Source organism: Pseudomonas sp. NPDC096950 (assembly GCF_044762525.1).
Classification (GTDB): domain Bacteria; phylum Pseudomonadota; class Gammaproteobacteria; order Pseudomonadales; family Pseudomonadaceae; genus Aquipseudomonas.
The window spans coordinates 118099-141600 of the sequence record NZ_JBIWEL010000012.1 but is presented as its reverse complement, the minus strand read 5'-3'; the positions used below and the strand labels follow the sequence as shown (position 1 = coordinate 141600).

The 23502-nt window shown below is 58.5% G+C and carries 21 protein-coding genes; 16 read left to right on the top strand and 5 right to left on the bottom strand.

Translation table 11 applies throughout. The features are described from left to right. Positions 1–78: 78 nt before the first annotated feature. The gene (gene rssB / locus ACIQY3_RS19410; RefSeq protein WP_123512298.1) at positions 79–1260 is read left to right on the top strand and encodes a two-component system response regulator RssB; all 1182 of its coding nucleotides are present in this window, start codon (positions 79–81) and stop codon (positions 1258–1260) included. Beyond that, complete coding sequence (gene rssC / locus ACIQY3_RS19405; protein WP_007935262.1) at positions 1260–1742, top strand: anti-sigma factor antagonist RssC; 483 nt, start codon at positions 1260–1262, stop codon at positions 1740–1742. The genes rssB and rssC overlap by 1 nt, the downstream gene beginning before the upstream one ends. A gap of 188 nt (positions 1743–1930) precedes the next feature. On the opposite strand, the gene tal is transcribed toward rssC, so the two are convergent. Next, entirely contained in the window at positions 1931–2857 is a 927-nt protein-coding gene (gene tal / locus ACIQY3_RS19400; protein WP_403022257.1) for a transaldolase, read from the bottom strand. Between the two features lie 188 nt (positions 2858–3045). Further along, positions 3046–4005, bottom strand: coding sequence for a glycosyl hydrolase family 5 (locus ACIQY3_RS19395; RefSeq protein ID WP_403022255.1), 960 nt, complete (start codon positions 4003–4005; stop codon positions 3046–3048). A gap of 299 nt (positions 4006–4304) precedes the next feature. Between ACIQY3_RS19395 and ACIQY3_RS19390 the strand changes: the two genes are divergently transcribed. From ACIQY3_RS19390 to ACIQY3_RS19355, 8 genes are read left to right on the top strand one after another with little or no spacing between them, the layout of a single operon-like run. Next, entirely contained in the window at positions 4305–4745 is a 441-nt protein-coding gene (locus ACIQY3_RS19390) for a low molecular weight protein-tyrosine-phosphatase (protein ID WP_403022253.1), read from the top strand. Positions 4746–4784: 39 nt separating this feature from the next. Then, a complete protein-coding gene (locus ACIQY3_RS19385) occupies positions 4785–7004 on the top strand; it encodes a polysaccharide biosynthesis tyrosine autokinase (RefSeq protein WP_403022251.1) in 2220 nt (739 codons plus the stop codon). 38 nt (positions 7005–7042) lie between these two features. Then, positions 7043–8125: a glycosyltransferase gene (locus ACIQY3_RS19380; RefSeq protein WP_403022249.1), complete on the top strand. Its 1083-nt coding sequence runs from the start codon at positions 7043–7045 to the stop codon at positions 8123–8125. Between the two features lie 14 nt (positions 8126–8139). Next, positions 8140–9252 carry a polysaccharide pyruvyl transferase family protein gene (locus tag ACIQY3_RS19375; protein ID WP_403022247.1) on the top strand — a complete coding sequence of 371 codons (1113 nt, stop codon included), beginning with the start codon at positions 8140–8142 and terminating at the stop codon, positions 9250–9252. Continuing rightward, positions 9249–10469, top strand: a complete 1221-nt coding sequence (locus ACIQY3_RS19370; RefSeq protein WP_403022245.1) for a polysaccharide biosynthesis C-terminal domain-containing protein — start codon at positions 9249–9251, stop codon at positions 10467–10469. The genes ACIQY3_RS19375 and ACIQY3_RS19370 overlap by 4 nt, the downstream gene beginning before the upstream one ends. Then, positions 10469–11572 carry a hypothetical protein gene (locus tag ACIQY3_RS19365; protein ID WP_403022243.1) on the top strand — a complete coding sequence of 368 codons (1104 nt, stop codon included), beginning with the start codon at positions 10469–10471 and terminating at the stop codon, positions 11570–11572. Before ACIQY3_RS19370 ends, ACIQY3_RS19365 begins: the two co-directional genes overlap by 1 nt. A gap of 11 nt (positions 11573–11583) precedes the next feature. Next, the gene (locus ACIQY3_RS19360) at positions 11584–12621 is read left to right on the top strand and encodes an acyltransferase family protein (RefSeq protein ID WP_403022241.1); all 1038 of its coding nucleotides are present in this window, start codon (positions 11584–11586) and stop codon (positions 12619–12621) included. Positions 12622–12648: 27 nt separating this feature from the next. Further along, the gene (locus tag ACIQY3_RS19355) at positions 12649–13779 is read left to right on the top strand and encodes an SGNH/GDSL hydrolase family protein (protein ID WP_403022239.1); all 1131 of its coding nucleotides are present in this window, start codon (positions 12649–12651) and stop codon (positions 13777–13779) included. 128 nt (positions 13780–13907) lie between these two features. Here ACIQY3_RS19355 and ACIQY3_RS19350 read toward each other — a convergent pair whose 3' ends face one another. Continuing rightward, complete coding sequence (locus ACIQY3_RS19350; protein ID WP_403022237.1) at positions 13908–14318, bottom strand: mannose-1-phosphate guanylyltransferase; 411 nt, start codon at positions 14316–14318, stop codon at positions 13908–13910. A gap of 43 nt (positions 14319–14361) precedes the next feature. Further along, a complete protein-coding gene (gene galU, locus ACIQY3_RS19345) occupies positions 14362–15195 on the bottom strand; it encodes a UTP--glucose-1-phosphate uridylyltransferase GalU (protein WP_403022235.1) in 834 nt (277 codons plus the stop codon). A 307-nt stretch (positions 15196–15502) separates the two neighbouring features. Here galU and galE point away from each other — a divergent pair, with 307 nt between their 5' ends. From galE to ACIQY3_RS19315, 6 genes are all read left to right on the top strand, one after another. Beyond that, on the top strand, positions 15503–16519 hold the full coding sequence (gene galE, locus ACIQY3_RS19340) for a UDP-glucose 4-epimerase GalE (RefSeq protein ID WP_403022232.1): 1017 nt from the start codon (positions 15503–15505) through the stop codon (positions 16517–16519). Positions 16520–16753: 234 nt separating this feature from the next. Continuing rightward, the gene (locus ACIQY3_RS19335; protein ID WP_054054211.1) at positions 16754–16990 is read left to right on the top strand and encodes a hypothetical protein; all 237 of its coding nucleotides are present in this window, start codon (positions 16754–16756) and stop codon (positions 16988–16990) included. A gap of 84 nt (positions 16991–17074) precedes the next feature. After that, complete coding sequence (locus ACIQY3_RS19330) at positions 17075–18190, top strand: polysaccharide biosynthesis/export family protein (RefSeq protein WP_403022229.1); 1116 nt, start codon at positions 17075–17077, stop codon at positions 18188–18190. Positions 18191–18200: 10 nt separating this feature from the next. After that, complete coding sequence (locus tag ACIQY3_RS19325) at positions 18201–18866, top strand: YjbF family lipoprotein (RefSeq protein WP_403022226.1); 666 nt, start codon at positions 18201–18203, stop codon at positions 18864–18866. Next, a complete protein-coding gene (locus ACIQY3_RS19320) occupies positions 18863–19624 on the top strand; it encodes a capsule biosynthesis GfcC family protein (protein WP_403022223.1) in 762 nt (253 codons plus the stop codon). Before ACIQY3_RS19325 ends, ACIQY3_RS19320 begins: the two co-directional genes overlap by 4 nt. After that, positions 19621–21699 carry a YjbH domain-containing protein gene (locus ACIQY3_RS19315; RefSeq protein ID WP_403022221.1) on the top strand — a complete coding sequence of 693 codons (2079 nt, stop codon included), beginning with the start codon at positions 19621–19623 and terminating at the stop codon, positions 21697–21699. The genes ACIQY3_RS19320 and ACIQY3_RS19315 overlap by 4 nt, the downstream gene beginning before the upstream one ends. Positions 21700–21925: 226 nt before the next feature. Here the strand turns inward: ACIQY3_RS19315 and ACIQY3_RS19310 are convergent, their stop codons facing one another. After that, positions 21926–23338: an undecaprenyl-phosphate glucose phosphotransferase gene (locus ACIQY3_RS19310; RefSeq protein WP_403022219.1), complete on the bottom strand. Its 1413-nt coding sequence runs from the start codon at positions 23336–23338 to the stop codon at positions 21926–21928. Between the last annotated feature and the right edge of the window lie 164 nt (positions 23339–23502).

Genomic DNA, 23502 nt, shown 5'->3' with positions numbered 1-23502 from the left:
GAAAGCGAATCCAGTAGTGTGAGCCGGGATAAAACCCCTGCCTGCTACGCCAACCTAATTCTGGCGCCGTTTGCCCACATGCCAAAAACCAGTGCCACGCTGCTGATAATCGATGATGACGAAGTAGTGCGCGCGAGCCTCGCCGCCTATTTGGAAGACAGTGGTTTCAGTGTCCTGCAAGCCAGCAATGGCCAGCAGGGTCTTCAGGTATTCGAGCAAGACAAGCCCGACTTGGTCATCTGCGATCTGCGCATGCCGCAGATGGGCGGGCTCGAACTCATTCGCCAGGTCACCGAGCTGTCGCCGCAAACCCCGGTCATCGTGGTGTCGGGTGCCGGCGTGATGAACGATGCGGTCGAGGCCCTGCGCCTGGGCGCGGCGGACTACCTGATCAAGCCTCTCGAAGATCTGGCTGTGCTCGAGCACTCCGTGCGCCGGGCCCTGGATCGGGCGCGCCTGCTGCTGGAAAACCAGCGCTACCGCGACAAGCTCGAAAAGGCCAACCGCGAACTCGAAGCCAGCCTGAACCTGCTCCAGGAAGACCAGAACGCCGGTCGCCAGGTGCAGATGAACATGCTGCCGGTCAGTCCCTGGACCATCGACGAGTTCCAGTTTGCCCACCAGATCATCCCGTCGCTGTATCTGTCGGGTGATTTCGTTGACTACTTTCGGGTCGACGAGCGTCGGGTAGCCTTCTACCTGGCGGACGTTTCCGGTCATGGCGCCTCTTCAGCCTTCGTTACCGTGCTGCTGAAATTCATGACCACGCGCCTGCTGTTCGAATCCAAGCGCAATGGCACCTTGCCAGAATTCAAGCCTTCAGAGGTACTTGGTCATATCAACCGAGGCCTGATCAGTTGTAAGCTGGGTAAACACGTCACAATGGTCGGTGGTGTCATCGACGAGGAGACAGGTTTGTTGACCTATAGCATCGGCGGTCATCTGCCGTTGCCTGTGTTGTACACGCCAGACAGTGTTCGTTATCTGGAAGGGCGTGGTCTGCCGGTGGGCCTCTTCAATGAAGCCACCTACGAAGACCACGTGATGGAATTGCCACCGACGTTCAGCCTGACGCTGATGTCTGATGGCATTCTGGACCTTTTGCCAGAACCCACACTCAAAGAGAAAGAAGCGGCATTGCCCCAACGGGTCAAGGCTGCGGGCGGCACCCTGGATGGGCTGCGGCAGGTTTTTGGATTGGCCACGCTAGGGGAGATGCCGGATGATATCGCCCTGTTGGTGTTGAGCAGGAATCTTTAATGAGTACCGGTAGAATCCAGTTCGCCGAGCAGGATGGCACCTTCGTCCTGAAGTTCGTCGGTGAAGTTCGCCTGACCCTGTGTTCGGCGTTGGATGCGACTATTGAGCGGATCTTCACGGCGTTGAACTTCAACGCGATCGTGATCGACCTGACCGAAACCCGCAGCATCGACAGCACCACGTTGGGCCTGCTGGCCAAACTGTCGATCCTGTCGCGGCAGAAGGTCGGCTTGCTGCCGACCGTCGTCACCACCCACGAAGACATCACCCGTCTGCTGCAGTCCATGGGCTTCGAGCAGGTGTTCAACATTGTTGACCGCCCGATCCCATGCCCTGAATGCCTGACCGACCTGCCAGACCAGGATCAGTCCGAAGAGGTGGTGCGGATCAAAGTGCTCGAAGCACACAAGATCCTCATGGGCCTGAACGACTCCAATCGTGAAGCGTTCCATGATCTGGTGAATGCTCTCGAGCGGCATTGATTCCCAGCCATTCCCTTGTGGGAGCGGGCTTGCTCGCGAAAGCGGTGTATCAGCCAGCATCAATGCCGACTGACCCACCGCTTTCGCGAGCAAGCCCGCTCCCACATTAGTTAAGCGGCGAATTCAACATACAAAAAAGGGCGAACCCGTGAGGGTTCGCCCTTTTTGCATTGCGCCTTGAAACTAGATCACAGCTTGGCTTGCAGCAACGCCTCGAGCTTTTCCTGGTCCCGGGCAAACTGACGAATACCTTCGGCCAGTTTTTCGGTGGCCATCGCATCTTCGTTGGACAACCAACGGAATTGCGCTTCATTCAGGCTCAAACGCGCTTCACCGGCGTGGCCTGGCGCCAGTTTGCGTTCCAGCTTGCCGTTGTCCGCCGCCAGTTTCTCCAGCAGGTCCGGGCTGATGGTCAGGCGATCACAGCCGGCCAGTTGCTCGATCTGATTCAGATTGCGGAAGCTCGCGCCCATGACCACGGTTTTGTAGTCATTGGCCTTGTAGTAGTTGTAGATGCGGGTTACCGACTGCACGCCCGGATCATCCGCGCCGGTGTAGTCGTTGCCGTTGGCCTTCTTGTACCAGTCGTAGATGCGGCCCACGAATGGCGAAATCAGGAACACACCCGCGTCAGCACAGGCTGCGGCCTGGGCGAAGGAGAACAGCAGGGTCAGGTTGGTCTGGATGCCTTCCTTTTCCAGGATCTCGGCGGCACGGATGCCTTCCCAGGTGGAAGCGATCTTGATCAGTACGCGGTCACGGCCGATGCCGGCCTTGTCGTAGAGCTCGATCAGACGGTGCGCGCGCTTCAATACGGCGTCAGTGTCGAACGAAAGACGTGCATCCACTTCGGTGGAAATGCGGCCAGGGACCACTTTCAGGATTTCTTGCCCTACCGCGACACCGAAACGGTCGCTGGCCAGGCCAATATCGCCCTTGCAGTCGTGAACGCAAGCGTTCAGCAGCTCGGCGTAACCGGGAATGGCCGCCGCTTTGAGCAGCAGGGAAGGGTTGGTGGTAGCGTCCACGGGTTTAACGCGAGCGATTGCTTCGAAGTCGCCGGTATCGGCAACGACGGTGGTGATTTGTTTGAGTTGTTCCAGCTTGGAAGTCATGGGCGTGCTCTGTCCTATGGGTCTGATGACATTACCCGAGCGCTGACAGCCACTCAAGGGCGGGTGTGCGTATCGATGGCCCCAATGGCAACATCCTGAAAACAGATGTTTGAATGGCGGGGCGTGGTATCGGTAAATACGATGCCAAATCGGGGCACAGGTTCAAAGCAACTGACCGTTAACGCTCGCTACTGCGCATTGAGCAGTGTCTCGACCGCCAGCTGTGCCGGCTTCGGCTGACCATCTGATGTTTGCAGGCCGAAATTCTTCTCCCGATCATTCCCGCCTGACTCGCTGTTCTTCCATTCATAAACGGACGTCAGCGGGATATTGAGTTTTTCGACATCAGAGATAAACGTGCCGACTTTGCTCGCTTGCCCGTCGACCCCGCCGTTGGAACTGAGCGCCGACACCCCCCACTCGCTGATAACCCCCGGTAAATGGAAGTTCTGCTGAATGAACGCCTGGGCATTGCTGATCTGGGCGCCGGTCTGACCGTAGGGATGATAGGAAATCGCGCTCAGGCATTTGGGGTATTCACTGACAATCCGGTTCAGCGCCACCGTCGAGGCGGAGCCCGCGCTCGGCGCTTTCGAGAAGCCGAAGCCGATCAGCGGCGTGGCTGGCGCTTTCGGTCCCAGGGATTGGCACACTGCGCTCATGAACGGCACAAAGGTCGTTTCGAAGTTGCCGGTGGGCCAATACTTTTCCAGGTCCGGCTCATTCCAGATTTCAATCGCCACCAACTGCGTGCGATAGGACTGTTCCAGGGCAACCAGCGACTTGGCGAATTGCGCTCCCGCCGTCACCAGTTCGCTGGCATTGCCGGGCGCGGTCGTCAGTGCCTCGGTTGCGCGAATGGTCAACAGCACCGGCAGTCCGGCGGCTTTGGCCACGGCGAACGCATCGCTGATCTGCTTTTGATACGCCGCGCCACCCAGGCTGTCCGTCCAAACGCCAAAACGCACGAAGCCGAAGCCCGCCGCTTTGATCTGTCCGGCGTCGGCGGGGGTGAATGTCTGGATCTTCACCTGGACGCCGAAGGTCTTGTTGGCGGCCAGGGCGGGGAACAGGGCGCTGGCGTGAACCTGACTACTCAGTATCAGCAGCGTCGAAGCGGCAAGGCATTTGAAAGGTGCTGAGTGCATAGCGGATGTCCTCGCGTCGAGCTGGAAATAACATTGTTTATTGGTTTTTCGACGCTATTAGTTCGATGGCGATAAAGCTGCTAAGTGCACGACTGTTATGTTTTGTCGGATAACCATTGTTAAAAAATCTTCGTTATTTTTGGTCCGGCTATTCTGGTTGGGTGACTTTTAGCTGTCGTGGTACTTAATACGCTTGTATTTACAAGGCTGATCCGTTTCTGAGTGCGGGATGAACCCGTGGGTTCACTTGAATCCCCACTACGCATTGGTTGATTCGACATTACACGGGAAGCATTGCCTTGTTCAAAAAGATCCTTGTCGTTTGCGTGGGCAATATTTGCCGAAGCCCCACCGCAGAACTGCTGCTGCGTAATGCGCTGGCTTCTTCCGCCATCACCGTGACCTCCGCGGGCCTTGGTGCGCGCGTTGGCGAAGCCATGGAGCCTGCGGCACGCCAAGTACTGGAAGAGCGTGGGCATTGCGCCCAAGCGTTTAAAGCGCGGCAAATCACCCCGGACATCGTGAATGACTCGGACCTGATTCTGGTCATGGAAAAACAGCATGTAAGCCAAGTGCTGAAGATTGCATCGCACGCCAGGGGCAAAGTGTTTCTTCTCGGCAAGTGGCAGGGGGAGCGAGAAATACAGGACCCGTATCGTCAAGGAAAAGCCGCTTTTATTCATGCCCATGCATTGATTGAAGATGCTGTTTGCTCATGGGCGCAGCGCCTTGGGCATTGATGATTAATTTTCAGATCAGTAAAGGGTAAGAACCCACTTATGCAGTTACCGTCAGTAGTCGGCACCCGGGACAACGAGCGAGATGATATTGATCTTCTCGGTATATTCGGCAGTTTAATTGATCAGAAATGGTTGATCGGCGCACTCACCGGTGCATTTATGCTGACCGGCGTGGCCTATGCGATTTTGGCGACACCGGTGTACCTGGCGAACGCCGTGGTCCAGGTCGAACCGAAGAAGAACGACATGCTCGGTTTCTCCGACCTCAACAGCATGCTCAATGGGCAATCGCCGTCGGTGACCGAGATCGGCATCATCAAGTCCCGCGCAGTGATCGGCAAAACCGTCGACGACCTGCACCTGGATATCGACGTTACGCCCAACACCTTTCCGGTCATCGGCGGTTTTCTGGCCCGGCGCTACAAGGGCGACGCTGTAGCGCCCCCGCGTTTCGGCCTGAACAGCTACGCCTGGGGCGGTGAACGCCTGGACATCGCCCGGCTCAATCTGCCGGACGAGTTGTTGGGCAAGAAGCTGACGCTGGTGGCCGTCGAGCCGCAGCGCTTCCAGCTGTTCGATGACAACGACAATCTGCTGGTGGACGGTGTCGTCGGTGAAGCTTTTGCGCAAAACGGCGTCGATGGGCGGATCGCCGATCTGGCGGCCAATCCCGGCACCCGTTTCCAGGTGGTGCGCAGCCCAAGAATCGTCACCATCCTGGATTATCAGGATGACCTGGACGTGTCCGAACAAGGCAAGGAATCCGGGATCATCCGCCTGGCCCTGGCCAGCCCTGACTACGCCCAAGCGGTGAAAATTCTTAATAAAGTCGCTTCTTTGTACGTGCAGCAAAACGTCGAGCGTACCTCGGCGGAAGCGGCGCAGAGCCTGGACTTCCTGCAAGCCCAGTTGCCGCAGGTCAAGAACGACCTGATCAAGGCCAGCGATGCCCTCAACGGTTATCAAACCCGTGGCAAGACGGTCAATATTTCCCTCGAAACCCAATCGGTGCTGGAACAGATCGTCACCCTCGACACGCGTATTTCCGAGTTGAAACTGCAACAGGCGGAGCTGGATCGCAAGTTCACCAAACAGCATCCGGTCTATCGCGCGTTGATGGCGCAGATTGGCGAATTGACCCGTCAACAGAAGAGTCTGGAGAGCAAGGTCCAGGACCTGCCCGCTACGCAACAGGAATTGCTCAACCTGACCCGCGACGTGGAAGTCGCCTCGCAGATCTACACGCAACTGCTGAACAAATCCCAGGAGCTGGACATCGTCCGGGCCGGGGCGGTGGGTAATGCCCGGCTGATCGACGCGGCGGACGTCGACAAGACCACCCCGGTGAAACCGCGCAAGGCGTTGATCGTGCTGATCGCGACGTTCCTTGGCGCATTTGTCGGCGTGGCCCTGGTGCTGGTGCGCAAATCCCTGAGTCGCGGCCTGGAAGGGCCGGAGGCCATCGAGCAACTCGGATTGCCGGTGTATGCGTCGATTCCCTACAGCGTGTTGCAGCAGGAAGAGGACAGCAAAAAGCTGCGCCTGAGTGACGAGTCGCGTCGGCAAGCGTTCCTGTTGGCCCTGCGCAATCCCACCGACCTGTCGATCGAGTCGATCCGCAGTTTGCGCACCTGCCTGCACTTCGCCGGGCTGGACTCGACCAACAACCGCATTATGATTTCCGGTCCGAGCCCGCAGGTCGGCAAGACTTTCGTCTCGTCCAACCTCGCCGCCGTCATGGCGCAAAGCGGTCAAAAAGTTGTGCTGATCGATGCCGACATGCGCAAAGGGCATCTGCACAAAACGCTCAATACGCCGATCACCAATGGTTTGTCGGACCTGTTGGTCAAGCGTTGCAGCCTGGAGCAGGGCATCCATGAAACCGAGGTCGAGAACCTGCACTTCATCAGCCGTGGACAGGTCCCGCCCAACCCGTCAGAACTATTGATGCACGCGAACTTCCGCGAGCTGCTGGCCCAACTCAGCGAACTGTATGACGTGGTGATCATCGATACGCCGCCGCTACTGGCGGTGACTGACGCCGCGATCGTCGGGCGTGAAACCGCGATCAGCCTGATCGTCACCCGCTTCGGCGTGAACCCCGCCAAAGAGATCGAACTGACGATCCGTCGCTTTGCCCAGAACGGCATCCAGTTGAAAGGCGCCGTGTTCAACGGCGTGGAGAAGCGTGCGTCGAGCTATTACGGCAACGGCGGTTACGGCAATTACAACTACGAGTATGCGTCCGACAAGGCTTGATTCGGCATTGGCGTTACCTGAATGGAAATGGGTGGATTGTGAAAAAAATACTGCATGTGGCCGAAACGATTAAAGGTGGCGTAGCGACCGTTATTCGCACGATATCGGCGCCGCCCGAGGGCCAGGCTGAGAACTATGAGCTGGTGTATTTGATCCCGTTCGATCAGAAAAAAGAGCTGCACGGCATTGATGAAAAGCAGATCCGGACCTTTGACCGGAGCAAACGCGATGTGCGCTCGCTGCTGCGATTTGCCTGGCAACTGACCCGTTTGATCTTCAAGGAAAAACCCGATGTGGTGCATTTGCACAGCACGTTTTCCGGGGTGATTGGCCGTTGCGTGTGCGTGCTGCTGCGGCCGTGGCGCTCACCGAAAATTGTCTACTGCCCGCATGCCTTTTCATTCTTGATGGAGAGTTCGCCGGCCAAGCAGAAAGTCTATTCGCTGATCGAGCGGATGCTGCAGAAGGTCACGGACGTGATCATTTGCGTCAGCCAATACGAGCTCGACAAAGCCGCGCGGTTTGGCATCGAGCGTCGGCGGATGAAGTTGATCTACAACGGCATTCCCTACAAGGACGATGAGCCGAAAACCACGGGTCAAGCGCCGATCCATCTGCTGTTCGTGGGGCGGCTCGACTATCAGAAGGGTTTCGATGTGTTGCTCAAGGCCTTCGCCGGGGTAAAGCGCACCGATCTGAAACTGACGGTGGTCGGCAGCGCGGTCAACGAGGACAGCGTCGATTGCCCGGTGATGGACGGGGTCGAGTACGTGCCGTGGGTGACGCCGGCCGAAGTGAATGCGCTGTATCAGGCAGCGGACGCGCTGATCGTGCCCAGCCGCTGGGAAGGCTTTGCCATGGTGCCGCTGGAAGGCATGGCCATGGGGCTGCCGGTGATTGCCAGCGACTGCACATCGTTGCCCGAACTGGTCACCCACGGCGTGACGGGCTACGTGTTTCCCACCGGCGATCACCAGGCACTGACCGACGTATTGGTGAACATCGAGAAGCCTCGGTTGCTGCTGCTCGGCGCCCAGGGGCGCGAAAAGGTCCGCGAACGGTTCAGTGCCACGTTGATGATCAAGCGAACCTACGACGTGTATTCCGCTTCCTCTTATTAAGTAGATATCAGCTTATGAACGTAACGATTTTGCATGGCTACAGCGCCTCCAACTCCGGTGATGGCCTGCTCGTGGACCTGGCCATCGCCCTGGTGCTGCGAAACTTTGGCGCCGACACTTCGATCAGCGTCGTGGCCTCGGACCCGAAATCCTTCAGCTATTTGCCGTACAAGCGGCATGACGCGCCGGTCATGGCGGCCAAGGGTTTGGGGCGGGTCAAGCAGGCGCTGTTCCTGGATCAGTCCTACGCGGGCCTTGCGGATGTATTGAAAGCAAGCGACCTGATCGTCGGCGTGGGCGGCGGCTATATGCGCTCCAAAAGTGCCTTCGAACATATCAAGCTGAAACTCGGGCACGCCAAGCAACTGGAAACGGCGATCCTGAGCAAAGTGCCGTCGGTGTACCTGCCGCAAAGCATCGGTCCGTTCCACGGTGACGGCGGCAAGATCGTCGAGCATTACGCCAAGGCCGACGCGGTGTTTGTGCGGGACAACCGGTCGTCGGAGCTGTTCGGCACCTATGAAAATGTCTACCGCGCACCCGATCTGGCGGTGCAGGCGTTGGCCAGCAAGATTCTCCAGCAACCCAAGTTCACCCGCTGCGCGGCAACCCCGGCGGTGGTCTGCGTGGTGCTGCGCAAACCGCCGGCATGGAGCAAGGAAAAGAAGGCCGGCTACGTGGCCAACCTGAAGTCGCTGCTGCAGCGGTTGAAGAACAAAAGCAAAGTGGTGTGTGCCGTGCAAAGCGCGGTACGTGGCAACGATGACGGTGCGTTTTATCGCGAGTTGGGCGTTACCGAAGACTTGCTGCCGTTGAAAGCGACCCTGGCCAAATATCAGCCGGACCTGGTGATTTCCGTGCGCTTGCATGGCGCCATCGAATCGCTGCTGGCGGGCGTCCCGGCGTTCCATATCAGCTATGAGCGCAAGGGCTTTGGCGCCTATCAGGACATGGGCGTGGAAGACTGGGTGATCAATGGCGGCGACATCAATGTCGACACCATTATCGACACGGTCTACGCGCCGAATGCCTTGTCGCGGTTTGGCCAGAAGCTGACCGACACCTGCCGGGAAATCGAAGCCAAGACCCTGGTCATGGACGGGATTATCAAGGGCATTGTTCGATGATATTTCGGCTACTGCTCCGGGGCGGAGCGTTAGGCGCGAAGTTTCTGCTGGTGTTGGCCATCACCCATTACCTGGGCTATGACGCGCTGGGCTTTTACGGCGTGGTGGTGGCCGCGTCGTTGATTGCGTCGAAGTTCTACAGCGTCGGTTTCAGTTCCGAAATCAATCGGCTGATAAGCGTCGGTCGCAGTTCGCGCTGGGTGGTGGATAAGGTCCTGCTGTTGTACCTGGCCGTGGGCATCGTGTTGTCGCTGGCGACGGTCACGGTGTATTCGCTGTTCCAGGGGATCGAAGCGAGCGCCGCGCTGATCGTTTGTGTGGCGCTGTTGCTGCTCACCGAGCACCTGTCGTTCGAGATCAATTCCTTCGTGTTTTCTGCGCAGAAAGCCACCTTGGGCGCGCTGTTGTTCTTCATCAAAACCGGCCTCTGGGCGCTGTTGGCTCTGGGCGGGATGATGCTCGGCTGGGTGACTGACATCGCCAGTGTGCTGTGGTTATGGGTGGCGGCCAATGTGTCGGTGATCGTGGCCGGTTACCTGATTGTGGTGAACGTTCACCGTGGGCGAGTGACCGCTGCGCTGACCACGGCTTCGGTGTGGAAGGCCGGATTGCCGTTTTACCTGGGCACGGGCCTGATTGCGTTGAGTCAGTACGCCGAGCGCTTTCTGATTATCGACCTCGAGCCCTACGCCAGCCTGGGCAAGTACGTTTACGCGTGGTCGGCGGCCAACACCTTGCAAGCGCTGTCCTACGCCGTAGTAGCGGTGGTGGGGATCCCGGTGCTCGCCAAGCGCTATCAGAATGACCAGGAGGCGCTGACCGTCCGCCAGTTGTTCGCCAATCAGTGGGTAGTGCGCGCGCTGCTGCTGTCCGGTGCCGTGGCGCTGATGATTGTGCTGTTCTTCAACGTCGTGCTGGATTACGTCGCGACGACGGTGCCGCGTCCGGATAACGACCTGCTCGCCGTGCTGATTTTTTCCTTCGCCCTGCGCGCCGTTGGCGACATCGTCTGGGGTGGTTTGATCGCGTCGAAAAACAGCCGGGTATCACTCGCCAGCGCGGCGATTTGCCTGCTGGTTTCTCTGCCGGTCAGTTATCTACTGATCAAGCACTACTCGATTTATGGCGCGGCCTGGGGGAATGTTTTTTCGATCACCGTACAGCTTGGCACCATCGCGTTGCTGACCCGGTTTGCCCCCGTGAAGGTGACCGCGTAATGGCGCTGAAATTGCCCTCCATCGAGTTTCGCGGCAGAAAACTCGACTCGTCCATTTCGTTCCTGATTCTGTTCAGCGGGTTGTTTTTGTCGGTGGCCATGCCGCTGCTGATGCACCGCGATCCCGGCCCGGATGCCATGACGTTGTGGTCGTCCTATGCCCGCGCCGACAACTGCAACTTCTGGAATCCGTTCTCGCCGGATCGCTCTTCCTATGAATGCTCGGCGTACCTGCTGCGACCCACCGGCATCAACCTGACCAACGCCTGGGCTTACGGGATGGCGTGCAACCTGTTCCTGACGGCAGTACCGGTGTTGATGTTCCGGCGCATGCCGCTGACGATCTTTTTTACCCTGTGTCTGTGGGGTGTGGTCCGTTCGTTTTTTCTCGAAAACCTGACCAAGGAAATCATTGTTTCGGTGGCGATGATTTCGATTCTGCTGTTTTCGTTTTCCCGGCGGTATCGCGGCGGATTTTTCTGCTCGGCGGTGATTTACGGCGTATTGATCCGACCCTACTGGATCCTGTTTTCCCTGGCCTGGTTCGGCGTGTGCGTGATGAAGAAGTACGTGTCGCGACTGACCTTTTTTCTGATGCTGTTCCTGTTCTACCTGGCCATCGCCACGGCGATTCAACTGGTGGTCGGCTATTCGGTGTCGTCGATTCGCGCCAGCAACAATGAGCTGCGAACAGCGGGGGAGGAGGGCTCGAAGTCGTTGATCGTGTCCTGGCTCAGTGGCGGGGATTTCGTGTCGCAAGCGCTGGACTCGATGATCATTTTCTTTCGCCTGTCGTTTCCCGTGGAGCTGATTCTGCTCTCCGGCCTGGGCCAGATCATCTTCGTGGTGTTGATGATGATGACGTCTTTGCTGATGTTCAAAATGATCACCTCCAGCGACTACAAGGGCGTGCGCATCGATACGAAAGTCAAAGAGTTGATCGCCATTCCCCTGTCTTTTTTGTTGGTGCAAGGCTTGTTCGAACCGGACTTCGGTTCCTTCGCCCGGCATTTTTCCATGGTGGTGCCGGTGCTGTTCATGGGCCTGGGTTTGCAGCTGCGCGCGAAGAAAACTGTGCCGGTTGAATCAAGAATCCTGAGCTGAGGTTGTGCGTTATGTCGAGCAAGAAAAAGTCGCTGGAGATTGAAACCCTGCGCGGTCTGGCCTGCCTGTTGCTGGTGCTGTATCACGTGATCGGGCCGCTGGGTGGCGGTTTGAAAATCGACGTGGGTTCGCCATTTCGGGTGATCGCCGATTCCATGGTGTACGTGCGCATGCCGCTGTTCACCTTCATCTCGGGCTACATCTATTCCCTCTACAAAATCCGAGGCAATGACTTTTCCGCCTACTTTGTCGGCAAGGTCCGGCGGCTGATCGTGCCGTTGTTTTGTGTGGGTGTGCCGTTCTCGGTGCTGCAAGCGATTGGGCCCGGGGTGAACAAGGATGTGGGCGTGATCGATGCGCTGTTGTCGTTCTATGTGCCGGTCAACCACTTCTGGTTTCTGCAGGCGGTGTTCATCATTTTCATGTTTGTCGGGCTGCTGGAGTGGCGTGGCCTGCTGCAGACGGAGACGCGTCAGTACCTGTTGCTGGCGTTTGCGGCGGTGGTGTTTCTGCTGCCGCCGTTTGCGGTGGACGCGTTCGGCATCAATGGGGCGGTCTATTTGTTGCCGTTTTTTGTGCTGGGAATGATTGGCCATGAAAAGGTCAGCGAGATCAGGCAAACGTTCAGGCTGATCGGGCCGTTGGTGTTCGTGTTGATCTCGGCGGTGCTGCTGTATGTGGCGACGGTGGATCGCGGGTTGATCGTCGATCGCCGTAGCCTGGTGGGTTTGCTGGTAGGGTGTGTGTCTTGCGTGGCGTTGCTGTCGACTAACCTGCAGGTGCGGTGGCTGATCTGGCTCGGCGGCTATTCCTACGGGATTTTCCTGTTTCATGTGTTGTTTGCTGCCGCTTCCCGATTCGTCCTGGGGCGCCTGGGAGTTAGTGATGACAGCGTTCTGGTGCTCAGCGGAGTGACCTGTGGCTTGCTGGGGCCGGTGCTGTTATCGAATATTTTCAGTCGGTTCAACTTCACCTCGGTGCTTTTCCTGGGTGAGCGCGCCGCCCGTAAAAAACCGCCGGCAGCCGTGGTGCCTGTGGCGCAATCCTGATGATCGTTCTGAACAAGGAAGTGCCTGATGTTCGCAGTCGATGATGTGCCTGTTGCACCGGCTTCGGTGATCGAAGTGGGTGACGCTCGAGAGCGGTTTGCGCAATGGCGCGAAGGAAGGGCGGGCAAGGTGTTGGCCATCTCGGTGATCGGCGACAGCTACAGCGCCGGGCAGGATTTTTACCTGAACAAACTTGTCCAGCGGCTCACCCACGAGGCGGGTTTCGCCGGGCCGGGCTATGTCGGTTTCAACCACGGCGCAGCGCTTGGCGGGACGCACTACAAATACACCCGTGGCAGCGAAAAGTATTTTGGCGGTGGGTGGGACGTGTCCGGTCTTGGCCAGGCCAGTCCTGACAGCCGCACGGTTACGGGTCGGCCCGGCGCTTATCTGGAGATCGATGCGCACCCGACGGCCAGCGTTGATACGTCCATCGCCCAGGCGAAATTGCTTTATCTCGGTGACGGGAAAGCCGGTGAGGTGCGTTACCGCTGGGGGGAGTCAGACCCTTGGCATTCATTGACGTTGGGTGGCTCGGGTGTGCGGGAGGTGCTTTTGCCTGGCGCATCTGACACGGCTGGGTGGGCGTTTCGGCTGGAAGTGGTCAAAGGCGCGCCCACCCTGTTCGGCTTGTGGCTGAGCAATCGCGAGGGTGGCGTCAGGGTGTCCAAACTCGCAGCTTCCGGCGCAGCCTCGGCGGATTTCTATCACAGCGATGCCCCGTGGCAGGCGCAGTGGAAAGCGGTGGTGTCGAAGATTCCGGCGGACATTTACCTGATCATGTTGGGCGGCAACGACCAGGGGTTTGGCGTAAAACCCGAACAGTATCTGGCGAATATTCAAGGCCTGGTGCGGATGGTGCGCGAGATTCACCCGGCGGCGAGCATCAACCTGATCCTGCGCCAGGACACCACCCGTTCGAGTGCTTATCCGATGTCGGCGTATGCACAGGTGCTGGAGCCTTGGGCGCGCAAGGAGTACTTGGGGTACGCGAATATGCAGTGCGCATTCGGTGCTGACGTCAAACGCTATGCCCTGGGCGGACCCGCGCCGATGATCGGCCCGGACAGGATTCACCCGATCCCGGGTGCGGGAGGGCGGGTGATTGCGGATTATCTCTATAGCCTGATCGTCGCACCGCAGAATACCTGCCGGTGAGCCAAGCGTAGATCCTGTGGGAGCGGGCTTGCTCGCGAAAGCGGCGTGTCAGGCGACCTTGATGTTGACTGACACACCCTCTTCGCGAGCAAGCCCGCTCCCACAGGTTCGATGTCAGGCATCAACCTTCAACGCAGCCCTTTCTCAAAGCGCTCGAGCTGATTCATCAACTCGGTGGTCTTGAGTGGCATCAGTTGCGGATCACACCGGGTTTCCACGGTGATGACGATGGCCGGGTCGCTGCCGGCAACGCGCGCCCGGAATCGCCAATCGCTGAAAATCACTTTCAGCCCGGTGCGTTCGTCGATATCCAGCGCCTGCTCGCCGTAGAGGTTTTTCAGGTGGGCGAGGAAGGCCTCAGGCTCGCGAATCGGCCGGCGGATTTCCCCGGACGATGGAAACACGCCGATGCGTTCCACCATCAGCAGGGAGCCCAGCCAGGTGTCGGCCGGGGAGGACAACGACGGATTCAGTGACAACCAGGCCATCACCCCGACGTTGCCCTGTTCAATGTCTGCCGAGTTTTTTGCAATGTTCATAGTGGCCTGCCTGAATGAAAAATGGGCGACGGTTGGGGCCTGATCAGAGACCCTTGAGGTACAGGTGCTCGTAACAGAAATTGGTCGCGTCGAGATAACCTTCCGCGCCGCCGCAATCGAAGCGCAGGCCGTCAAACTTGTAGGCCAGCACACAACCGTTTTGCGCCTGTTTCATCAGGGCGTCGGTGATCTGGATCTCCCCACCCTTGCCCGGCTGGGTATCGGCGAGCAGATCAAAGATGTCGGGCGTCAGGATGTAACGGCCGATGATTGCCAGATTGGACGGGGCGTCTTCCGGGTTGGGTTTTTCCACCATGCTGCTGACGCGGTAGACGCCATCGGCGATCAGCTCGCCGGCAATAATCCCGTATTTGTGGGTCTGGTCCCGAGGCACTTCCTGAATGGCCACGATCGAGCAGCGGTATTTCTTGTAGAGCTGGATCATCTGGGCCAGCACGCTATCACCGTGCAGGTTCAGGCACAGGTCATCCGCCAGCGATACGGCGAAGGGTTCATCACCGATCAATGGACGACCGCTGAGAATCGCATGGCCCAGGCCCTTCATTTCGACCTGCCGGGTGTAGGAGAAGGTGCAGGTTTCGATCAGTTCGCGGGTGCCGGCGAGGAATTTCTCTTTATCGGTGCCGCGAATCTGATGCTCCAGCTCATAGCTGATATCGAAATGATCTTCCAATGCGCGCTTGCCTCGACCGGTGACGAGGGCCATGTGTTGCAGGCCGGCGTCCCGTGCTTCTTCTACCGCGTACTGGATCAGCGGCTTGTTGACGATCGGCAGCATTTCCTTGGGCATGGCTTTAGTGGCCGGCAAGAAACGCGTGCCATAGCCTGCGGCGGGGAACAAACATTTACGAATCATAAAAATATCCTGGAAGTCATGGATCACAACCCACTGCGGATGAAATAACTAGTGGCTGTAAGTTTTTAAATTAAGCGACTACTTTAATACCCGAGATAGGCCGTTAATGGCAATTATTGTCAGGTGTATAACAACGGAATGTTATGAGTTGTCGGTCGACGGCTTGTTAGTTATTTTTCGTCGGTATCTGTTGATAGTGGTGAGCGTTTCAGAGTGCTAAATAAGTACCCGGTATGACTGTCTGGTCGAAGTAACTTTTGATCGACCTGAGTTATTGCGCACTTAAGACCCCACTATGGACCGCTCTATGAAGATTCTGGTAACGGGTGGCACCGGGTATATCGGTTCGCACACCACACTTGCGCTGCTTGAAGCGGGTTTTGAGGTGGTGGTGCTGGACAATCTTTCCAACAGTTCCGACGCTGCGCTACATGCCGTGGAGGCCATCTGCGGCAAAAGTGCGTTGATGATTCACGGGGATGTCTGCGACCGAGCCTTGCTCGACCGGATTTTCCAGCAACACACGATTGATGCCGTCCTGCATTTCGCCGGGCTGAAGGCGGTCGGCGAAAGCGTGCGCAAGCCGCTGGAGTATTACGAAGCCAATGTCGGCGGCAGCATCACGCTGTGCCAGGCGATGGCCGCTGCCGGGGTGTTTCGCTTGGTGTTCAGTTCATCGGCCACGGTGTACGGCGCGCCGGAGCAGATGCCGATCCGCGAGGACTTTCCTACGGGCAGTCCGACCAATCCTTACGGGCAATCCAAGCTGATTGTCGAGAACGTGCTGCGCGACCTGTGTGTGGCCGAGCCGCGCTGGAGCATCGCACTGTTGCGCTACTTCAACCCGGTCGGCGCCCATGCCAGCGGCCACTTGGGTGAAGACCCCAATGGCATTCCGAATAACCTGGTGCCCTACATCAGCCAAGTGGCGGTGGGCAGCCTGAAAGAGTTGTCGATTTTTGGCGATGACTACCCCACGGCGGATGGCACCGGAGTGCGCGACTACATCCACGTCGTGGACCTGGCGGACGGGCATCTCAAGGCCTTGCAGTCGATTTCCCAAACCACCGGCATCCACATCTGGAACCTGGGCACCGGTGACGGTTACAGCGTGATGCAGGTGCTGCACGCGTTTGAACAGGCGTCCGGACGGCCAGTGCCGTATCGGATATTGCCGCGCCGCTCGGGTGATGTCGCCGAGAGCCTGGCCGACCCGTCCAAGGCTGCCCGTGAGCTGGGCTGGAAGGCGACGCGCAGTTTGCAGCAAATGATGACCGACACCTGGCGCTGGCAATCGAATCATCCGAAGGGTTACCTCGGCTAAGTATTGATTGTGCTGAATGTTATAAACCGACAGGAATGTTAAGTAACGTCGGGAAATTAGGCTGGAGTTACTTCCGGCAAATCCGTAGATATAAGCCCTGCCGTTCGACATCTACCAGTCAAGTTTGATTGTGGATGAACAACGGATCTTGTTCGCACTTTTGCGGCTTGATCTTTCCACCTCTAACTGAATGCTTTGTTTTCTAACATGGCAAAACGTTAGAAAGGAGTTGATATGAAGAAAGTGATGGCAATTGCCCTGTTGTCGATGTTTGGCAACTGGGCGTCCGCGGCGGAAGCACCGCTGACACAGGCAACTAATGTCGCCGGTAACGTAGCCGCTTCTACAGCGCCTGCGGCCAGTACGGCGATGGTTGCGGGTGCAGTGGCCGCTTCCAACAGTGGTGGCAACGCCAATGGCGGAACTACCGGGACCACAGGGACTACCGGGACAACCGGCACCAGTAACTGAGTCTCTCTGTAGGTGTAATACAAGGTCGCCCGATGCAAGTCGGGTGACCTTGTTGGATTTGCCCTTGAATAGCGTAGTGCCATTATGAATCGTAGTTTTCCTTTTTTGCTGTTGGCCAGTCTCGCTTTGCAAGGTTGCATGTTTTCTCCGGGGCAATACCTGAGCACCAGCGACATCACGCGCCAAGGGGCCAGTGAAAGCAGTCGTGTGGAGCTGATTCCGATCACGCCCAAGCTCATTGCGATGGACCGGGCCAATCAGAAACACACGTCGCTGCCGGCGGAATTGTTGGCGACGCCTGGCGAATACCGCATCGGCAACAACGATGTCCTGTACATCACGGTCTGGGACCATCCCGAGCTGACCGCACCCTCCGGCGCGCAGCAGCAGATCGACGCCAACGGTCGCCTGGTGCGCTCCGATGGCACGCTGTATTACCCCTATATCAAGGAAGTCCAGGCCGCCGGCCGGACCATCCAGCAACTGCGCGCGGACATCTCTGAACGGCTGTCGGCGTTCATTGCCGATCCGCAAGTGGACGTCGCGGTGTTGCGCTTCGCCAGCCAGAAAGTGGTGGTGTCGGGAGCGGTATCGAAGGCGGGTCCACAGTCGATTTCGACCAATCCACTGAATGTGGTGGAAGCCCTCGGTACGGCCGGCATCGACCCGCAGAATGCGGATTTGTCCGGCCTGCTGCTGACGCGTAACGGGCGGGTCTATCCGCTGAATCTTGATGCGCTCAACCAGCAGGATTCCGAGTTGCAGAACGTCTACCTCAAGGGTGGCGATCAGCTGTACCTGCCGTACAACGACAACAAGCGCATCTACGTCATGGGCGAGGTTAATCAACCGCGCGCGCTGACCTTCAAGACCGGCACCATGAACCTGTCCGATGTCCTCGGCTCGGTCGGCGGCTTGAGCCAGACCACTTCCAACGGCAACGCCGTGTACGTGATTCGCGGGGTGGAAAACCTCGATGTGGAACCGGCGAAAATCTACCAGTTGCAAGCCGAGTCGCCGACCGCCATGGCGCTCGCCACGCACTTCAATGTTCGGCCCCAGGACATCGTTTACGTCGGCCCCGCCAACGTGACGCGCTGGAACCGCTTCATCAGCCAATTGGTGCCATCGGCCGCCATTCTCGGCGTGGGCGCTTCCTCGGCGAAGAACCTGAGCGAAGTCCGGGACAACGGCAAATAAGGTCAGGTCTGTGAAAACGTTGAATGTTGGCGTCTGCGTGATAGCGGCCCTGTTGTTGTGTGGTTGTAACCCGCTGATGACCGCGTCCTTGAGCAACTTCAAGGCCGCGGTGGTCGGCCCGGATGAGCTGGACGTCACGCCTGCCGAAGTGGCCCGGGTGGAATTTCCCCAGCTCACCTTGACCACGCCGTCCGGCTCCGGGGTGTTGGCGATGGTGCGTGAGCGGGGCGACCTGCAGTTCTGGGTCGCGTCCGGCAAACAGGTGTTGTTGCTGCGCGACGGACTCGCGGTGCGCAGCATCGGCCTGGGCGTCGAAGGCGATCTGGACGGCACGCGGCTGTCTGTGACTTCGCCGTTCAAGCAAGGCTTGCACACGCTGCCCGATGGCTACACCAGCCAGCGCTGGATTGATCTGTATCGCGGCAGCGAATCGGGCGTGATCCTGAACAGTCGCTTCTCGCGCAAATCCATGGAAACCCTCGACATCCTCAACAAGGAATACGCCGTGCTACGTGTCGATGAGCAGATTGACGCCCCGGCCATCGGCTTGCGTGCGACCAATCGTTATTGGGTCGATCCCGTTGACGGTTTCATCTTGAAAAGTGAGCAACAACTGACCACGCGCCTGCGGGTCAAGATCGTGCAACTGACCCCAGAACGCAGGTTTGCCCGTTGACGCGGGCATCGTTGTGGTCGGCGTGCCTGTTGTTGATCACCAGCGTCAGCCAGGCGGCGGTCACCGTAACGGGCGATGTGCAAATCCCGGGACCGGTGGATCTGCCGCCGGGCGGGCGGTTGTCGGACGTGATCAGCGTCGCCGTGCCCAATGCCGAAAGCTATTGGCTGGCCGCTGCGTTGTTGCGTCAGTCGTTGCAGGAAGAACAGAGCCGGCTCAAGACCGGGGTGCTGTTCGACTTGCAGGTGTTGCAGCGTGAAGCCTTGATCTTCGACAGACCCGGCCGGGCTGAACTGGCGACGCGTCTGTACGAGCAAGTCAGCGCCATGCCGGTCACCGGGCGCCAGGTCACGGTGCTGGACCCGGTGGCGATTGAGGTCGGGTTCGCCCCTAACGTTCGCCTGGGCGATGGTGATCGCCTGATCTATCCGTTGCGCGTCGATGAAGTTGAAGTGCTCGGCGCTGTCGTCGAGCCGTGCCGTTTGCCTCATGTTGTCGGGCAGGAGGCCCGGGATTACCTGCAAGGCTGCGCAGCCCTGGACGATGCCGAGGCCGATTATCTGTGGCTGATCCAGCCCAATGGCTTGACCCGCCAGGTCGGCATCGCGCCGTGGAATCGTGAGAGCGGGCAGGTGCCTGCCGCTGGCAGCAAGATCCTGGTGCCGGTCAAAAATGATGATCTCGATCCGCCTATCCCTGAACTGAATCAGCAGTTGGCCGAATTTCTTGCCACGCAATTGGCTGAGGTGGTTCATTGAATTTACGTTTTGCAGCAGTGTTGTTATTACCCTGTGGCCTGGTGCATGCCGAGCCGCGCCTGACCCAGAATGATTTCGGCGGCGTCGGCTTGTGGCAGACGCCGACCGCGCGGATGTCCCCGGCCGGCGAGTTGAGCGTCAACGCCAACCGCACCGAGCCCTATAGCCGCTACAGCGTGGCGCTACAGCCGTTCGATTGGCTGGAAGGCGCGTTTCGCTACACCGCCATCACCAACCGTCCTTACGGCCCCGACTCGTTGAGCGGCAACCAGAGCTACAAGGATAAGGCGGTCGATCTCAAAGTCCGGCTATGGCAGGAAACCCACTGGGCACCTGACGTGGCGCTGGGCTTCCGAGACATCGGCGGTACGGGCCTGTTCTCCAGTGAATTCCTGGTGGCCAACAAGCGCTATGACGATTTTGATTTCAGTGCCGGGATTGCCTGGGGTTACCTGGGCAATCGCGGCGACTTCGACAACCCGGCGGGCTGGCTCGATGATCGCTTCAAGACCCGGCCCAACATGGAAGGCACTGGCGACGTCAACGCAGGCGCCTATTTTCGTGGCAAGCCTTCGCTGTTTGGCGGCGTGACCTACCAGACACCCTGGGACCGGCTCAGCCTGAAGCTCGAGTACGAAGGCAACGACTATAAACACGAGCCGAAGGACAACGTGATCCAGCAGGACTCACCGATCAACCTCGGTGCCGTGTTCAAGGTGACCGACTCGCTGGACGTGAGTGCGGCTTGGGAGCGGGGTAACACCGCGATGTTCGGCCTGACTTTTCATACCAACTTCGTCAGCCGCAAGGCCCCGGCCAAGAGCTTCGACCCACCGGCGGAGCCCTTGCCGGCCAAGGCGCCGACCGTTGCGATGGATCAGGTCAACTGGCCTGAAGTTTCCCGGCGCCTGCAGCAAAATGCCGGCTACAAGGTCGAGAGCATCAGCCAGCGCGGTTCCGAACTGATCGTCTATGGCGAGCAGGTCCGGTATTTTCATTCGGCCAAAGCGGTCGGGCGTGCCAGCCGGATTCTGGACAACAGCGTCAATGCGGATATCGACTGGTTCACTCTGGTCAACAAGCGCTACGACTTGCCACTGGAAGAAACCAGCGTGCCTCGGCAAACCTTTCGCGAAGTGCTCAACAACGAGGAGCCGCTGCAAGCGTTGCACCGCACCACCGAGATCAACCCGGCGATGCCGCACAACGAAAAGACCCTCTACACCGAAGCCCGCGACCCCTTCAGCTACGGCGCCGGGCTGGGTTTCAAACAGAACGTCGGCGGCCCTGACGGCTTTTTCTATCAGTTCAGTGCCGACGCGGACGCCGAGTATCGTTTCAACCGCAACACCTGGTGGAGCGGCCTGATCAGCGCCAATCTGCTGAACAACTTCGACGGCTTCAAATACGACGCACCCAGTGGCTTGCCGCGGGTGCGCACGGACTTGCGCCAATACCTGACCACGTCTGAAGTCACCATGCCGCTGTTCCAGGTCAGTCACGCCGAGCAGTTGGACAAGGACCTGTATGGCATGGTCTACGGCGGCTATCTGGAGTCGATGTTTGCCGGTGTCGGCGGCGAAGTGCTATTCCGCCCGACGGGCCAGCGCTGGTCGGTCGGCGCGGATTTGAACTACGTGCGTCAGCGCGAATTCGACCAGGGCTTCGGCCTGCGGGACTACTCGGTCGTCACCGGGCATATCACCGGCTATACCGATTTGCCCTACGACACATTGGCGGCAGTCAGTGTCGGACGTTACCTGGCGGGGGATTGGGGCACCACGGTCGATCTCTCCCGGGAGTTTTCCAACGGCGTGCGTTTTGGGGCCTGGGCGACGATCACCACCGCGACTGGGGCTCAATATGGCGAAGGTAGCTTCGACAAAGGCCTGTATCTTTCCATTCCGTTCGATGAATTGATGAGCATGTCCACCATGCGTCGCGCCAACCTGGTCTGGTCGCCGCTGACCCGGGACGGTGGCGCACGGCTCAATCGCAGCTTCCAGTTGCACTCGATGACCGACAGCCGCGACAACGACATGTTCTACCGCAACTTCGAGAAGATCACCGAATAACGATCGTCACCGAATACCTGACCCTGTGGGAGCGGGCTTGCTCGCGAATGCGGTGTGTCAGTCAACTTAAATGTCGACTGACACGGCCTCTTCGCGAGCAAGCCCGCTCCCACAGGGGATTTGTGTCTCGGCATAAAATGATGAACAACGCCGACCGGTAAATCACAGCCACAAAAAAGGGGACTTTCGTCCCCTTGTGGTGCTGCTGTTTTCGACCGTTACGCCCTCAATAGATGTCCTTCGAGAGCAAGGTAAAAGGCGTCTTCACCAAGATCTTCAGGTCCAGCCACAGCGACCAGTTATTGATGTACTTGAGGTCGATCTCCACACGTTTCTGCATCTTGTCGATGGTGTCCGTCTCGCCACGGCAACCGTTGATTTGTGCGAGCCCGGTGATACCCGGCTTGATTCGATGACGAGCCATGTAGGCCAGGATCTTCCCCGAATAGTAGTTGTTGTGGGCGACTGCGTGAGGCCGTGGACCGACCAGGGCCATATGCCCTTGCAGCACGTTGAACAATTGCGGCAACTCATCCAGCGAAGTGCGGCGGATAAAGCGGCCGACGGCGGTGATGCGCGAATCGTTGCGGCTGGCCTGTTTGACCTCGTGATCGTCGTGGACCCGCATCGAGCGAAACTTCCAGACCTGGATCACCTTGCCATTCCAGCCATGGCGGTCCTGCTTGAAGAACACCGGTCCCGGCGAACTGAGCTTCACGGCCAAGGCAATAACCGCCAGTACCGGACTCAGCAGGATGATCGCCAGCAGCGCCACGGCTTTTTCCACCAGGCTCTTGCTCAGCGCGGCGGTGGGCTGGCTGGTCAATGGGCTTTCATTCAGATAGATCGCCGGCAAACCGTCCACGACCCGCACCGAGTGATTGAGCAGCGTCAGGCTGTTCAAGTCCGGCACCCAGACCACATCGACATTGGCACCCAGCAAATCGACATACATGGCTTCGATTTTTGCCGCTTCGCTCAGGGGCAGGGTGATGTACAAACGTCGGATGTCATGGAAGCTGATCAGCTCCAGCAGATCTTCCTGCACGCCCACGATGTGCGGGGCATCCGGCTCCAGCGGGGCATCCGGCTCCAGCGGGGCATCGGCGCCCGTGCTGACCAGGCCCACCAACGGCAGGTTTTCGACGCTGCTCAACTTCTTGGCCAGGCCCAGCGCCAGCTCACCGGTCCCGACGATCAGGGTCCGATGCTCGCTCTTTCGTGACCGCTGGTAGTACTTGGAGAACCCGTGCAACGGCGCGTACAGCAACGCCTGCCCGAGGAAACCGTACACCGCCCAGCTGAGAATCACCTGTCGCGAAAACAGTTCGTCGGCCTTGCAGATAAACGCCACACAGGCCAGCGCCGCCATGGTCATGGACCAACCCATGAACAGGCGACCCAGCCCCGTCAGGTAGCTGTCTCTTTTGCGGTAGACGCCGCTGAACGTGTAGGCCGGCACCGAGGCCAGTACGGTCAATGCCGCGCACACTCGGTAATAGAACTCGACCGCTCCGGTATGCTGCTCGGCGAGTACAAACAGCAATGTAACGACAAAGCCCTGCGCCAGCGCCCATTGGCCCCAAAAGGTCAGTCCCTTGAGGCCGGTATTTCGATTGATACGAAGAGTAAGATCCATGCGATATCCCCAAAAGACGTCCATTCAGGTATCGACAGTCGAACCGCGAGTTGTTTAAGCAGGATTGTTATTGTTTTAACTAATGCCCTGGGACTAACAACGTCGAGAGATCGAACTGTCGTCAGTCAATAGACTAAGTTATTGAGGGGGAGGGCTGTCTGACG

Bases quoted from the DNA above. Each gene is read 5' to 3' on its own strand.
- ACIQY3_RS19335 (WP_054054211.1), top strand. From the start codon at position 16,754: ATGAAGAAAGTGATGGCAATTGCCCTGTTGTCGATGTTTGGCAACTGG.
- ACIQY3_RS19385 (WP_403022251.1), top strand. From the start codon at position 4,785: ATGCAGTTACCGTCAGTAGTCGGCACCCGGGACAACGAGCGAGATGAT.
- ACIQY3_RS19365 (WP_403022243.1), top strand. From the start codon at position 10,469: ATGGCGCTGAAATTGCCCTCCATCGAGTTTCGCGGCAGAAAACTCGAC.
- ACIQY3_RS19360 (WP_403022241.1), top strand. From the start codon at position 11,584: ATGTCGAGCAAGAAAAAGTCGCTGGAGATTGAAACCCTGCGCGGTCTG.
- ACIQY3_RS19395 (WP_403022255.1), bottom strand. From the start codon at position 4,005: ATGCACTCAGCACCTTTCAAATGCCTTGCCGCTTCGACGCTGCTGATA.
- ACIQY3_RS19330 (WP_403022229.1), top strand. From the start codon at position 17,075: ATGAATCGTAGTTTTCCTTTTTTGCTGTTGGCCAGTCTCGCTTTGCAA.
- ACIQY3_RS19310 (WP_403022219.1), bottom strand. From the start codon at position 23,338: ATGGATCTTACTCTTCGTATCAATCGAAATACCGGCCTCAAGGGACTG.
- ACIQY3_RS19375 (WP_403022247.1), top strand. From the start codon at position 8,140: ATGAACGTAACGATTTTGCATGGCTACAGCGCCTCCAACTCCGGTGAT.
- ACIQY3_RS19370 (WP_403022245.1), top strand. From the start codon at position 9,249: ATGATATTTCGGCTACTGCTCCGGGGCGGAGCGTTAGGCGCGAAGTTT.
- rssC (WP_007935262.1), top strand. From the start codon at position 1,260: ATGAGTACCGGTAGAATCCAGTTCGCCGAGCAGGATGGCACCTTCGTC.
- tal (WP_403022257.1), bottom strand. From the start codon at position 2,857: ATGACTTCCAAGCTGGAACAACTCAAACAAATCACCACCGTCGTTGCC.
- ACIQY3_RS19355 (WP_403022239.1), top strand. From the start codon at position 12,649: ATGTTCGCAGTCGATGATGTGCCTGTTGCACCGGCTTCGGTGATCGAA.
- galU (WP_403022235.1), bottom strand. From the start codon at position 15,195: ATGATTCGTAAATGTTTGTTCCCCGCCGCAGGCTATGGCACGCGTTTC.
- ACIQY3_RS19350 (WP_403022237.1), bottom strand. From the start codon at position 14,318: ATGAACATTGCAAAAAACTCGGCAGACATTGAACAGGGCAACGTCGGG.
- rssB (WP_123512298.1), top strand. From the start codon at position 79: ATGCCAAAAACCAGTGCCACGCTGCTGATAATCGATGATGACGAAGTA.
- galE (WP_403022232.1), top strand. From the start codon at position 15,503: ATGAAGATTCTGGTAACGGGTGGCACCGGGTATATCGGTTCGCACACC.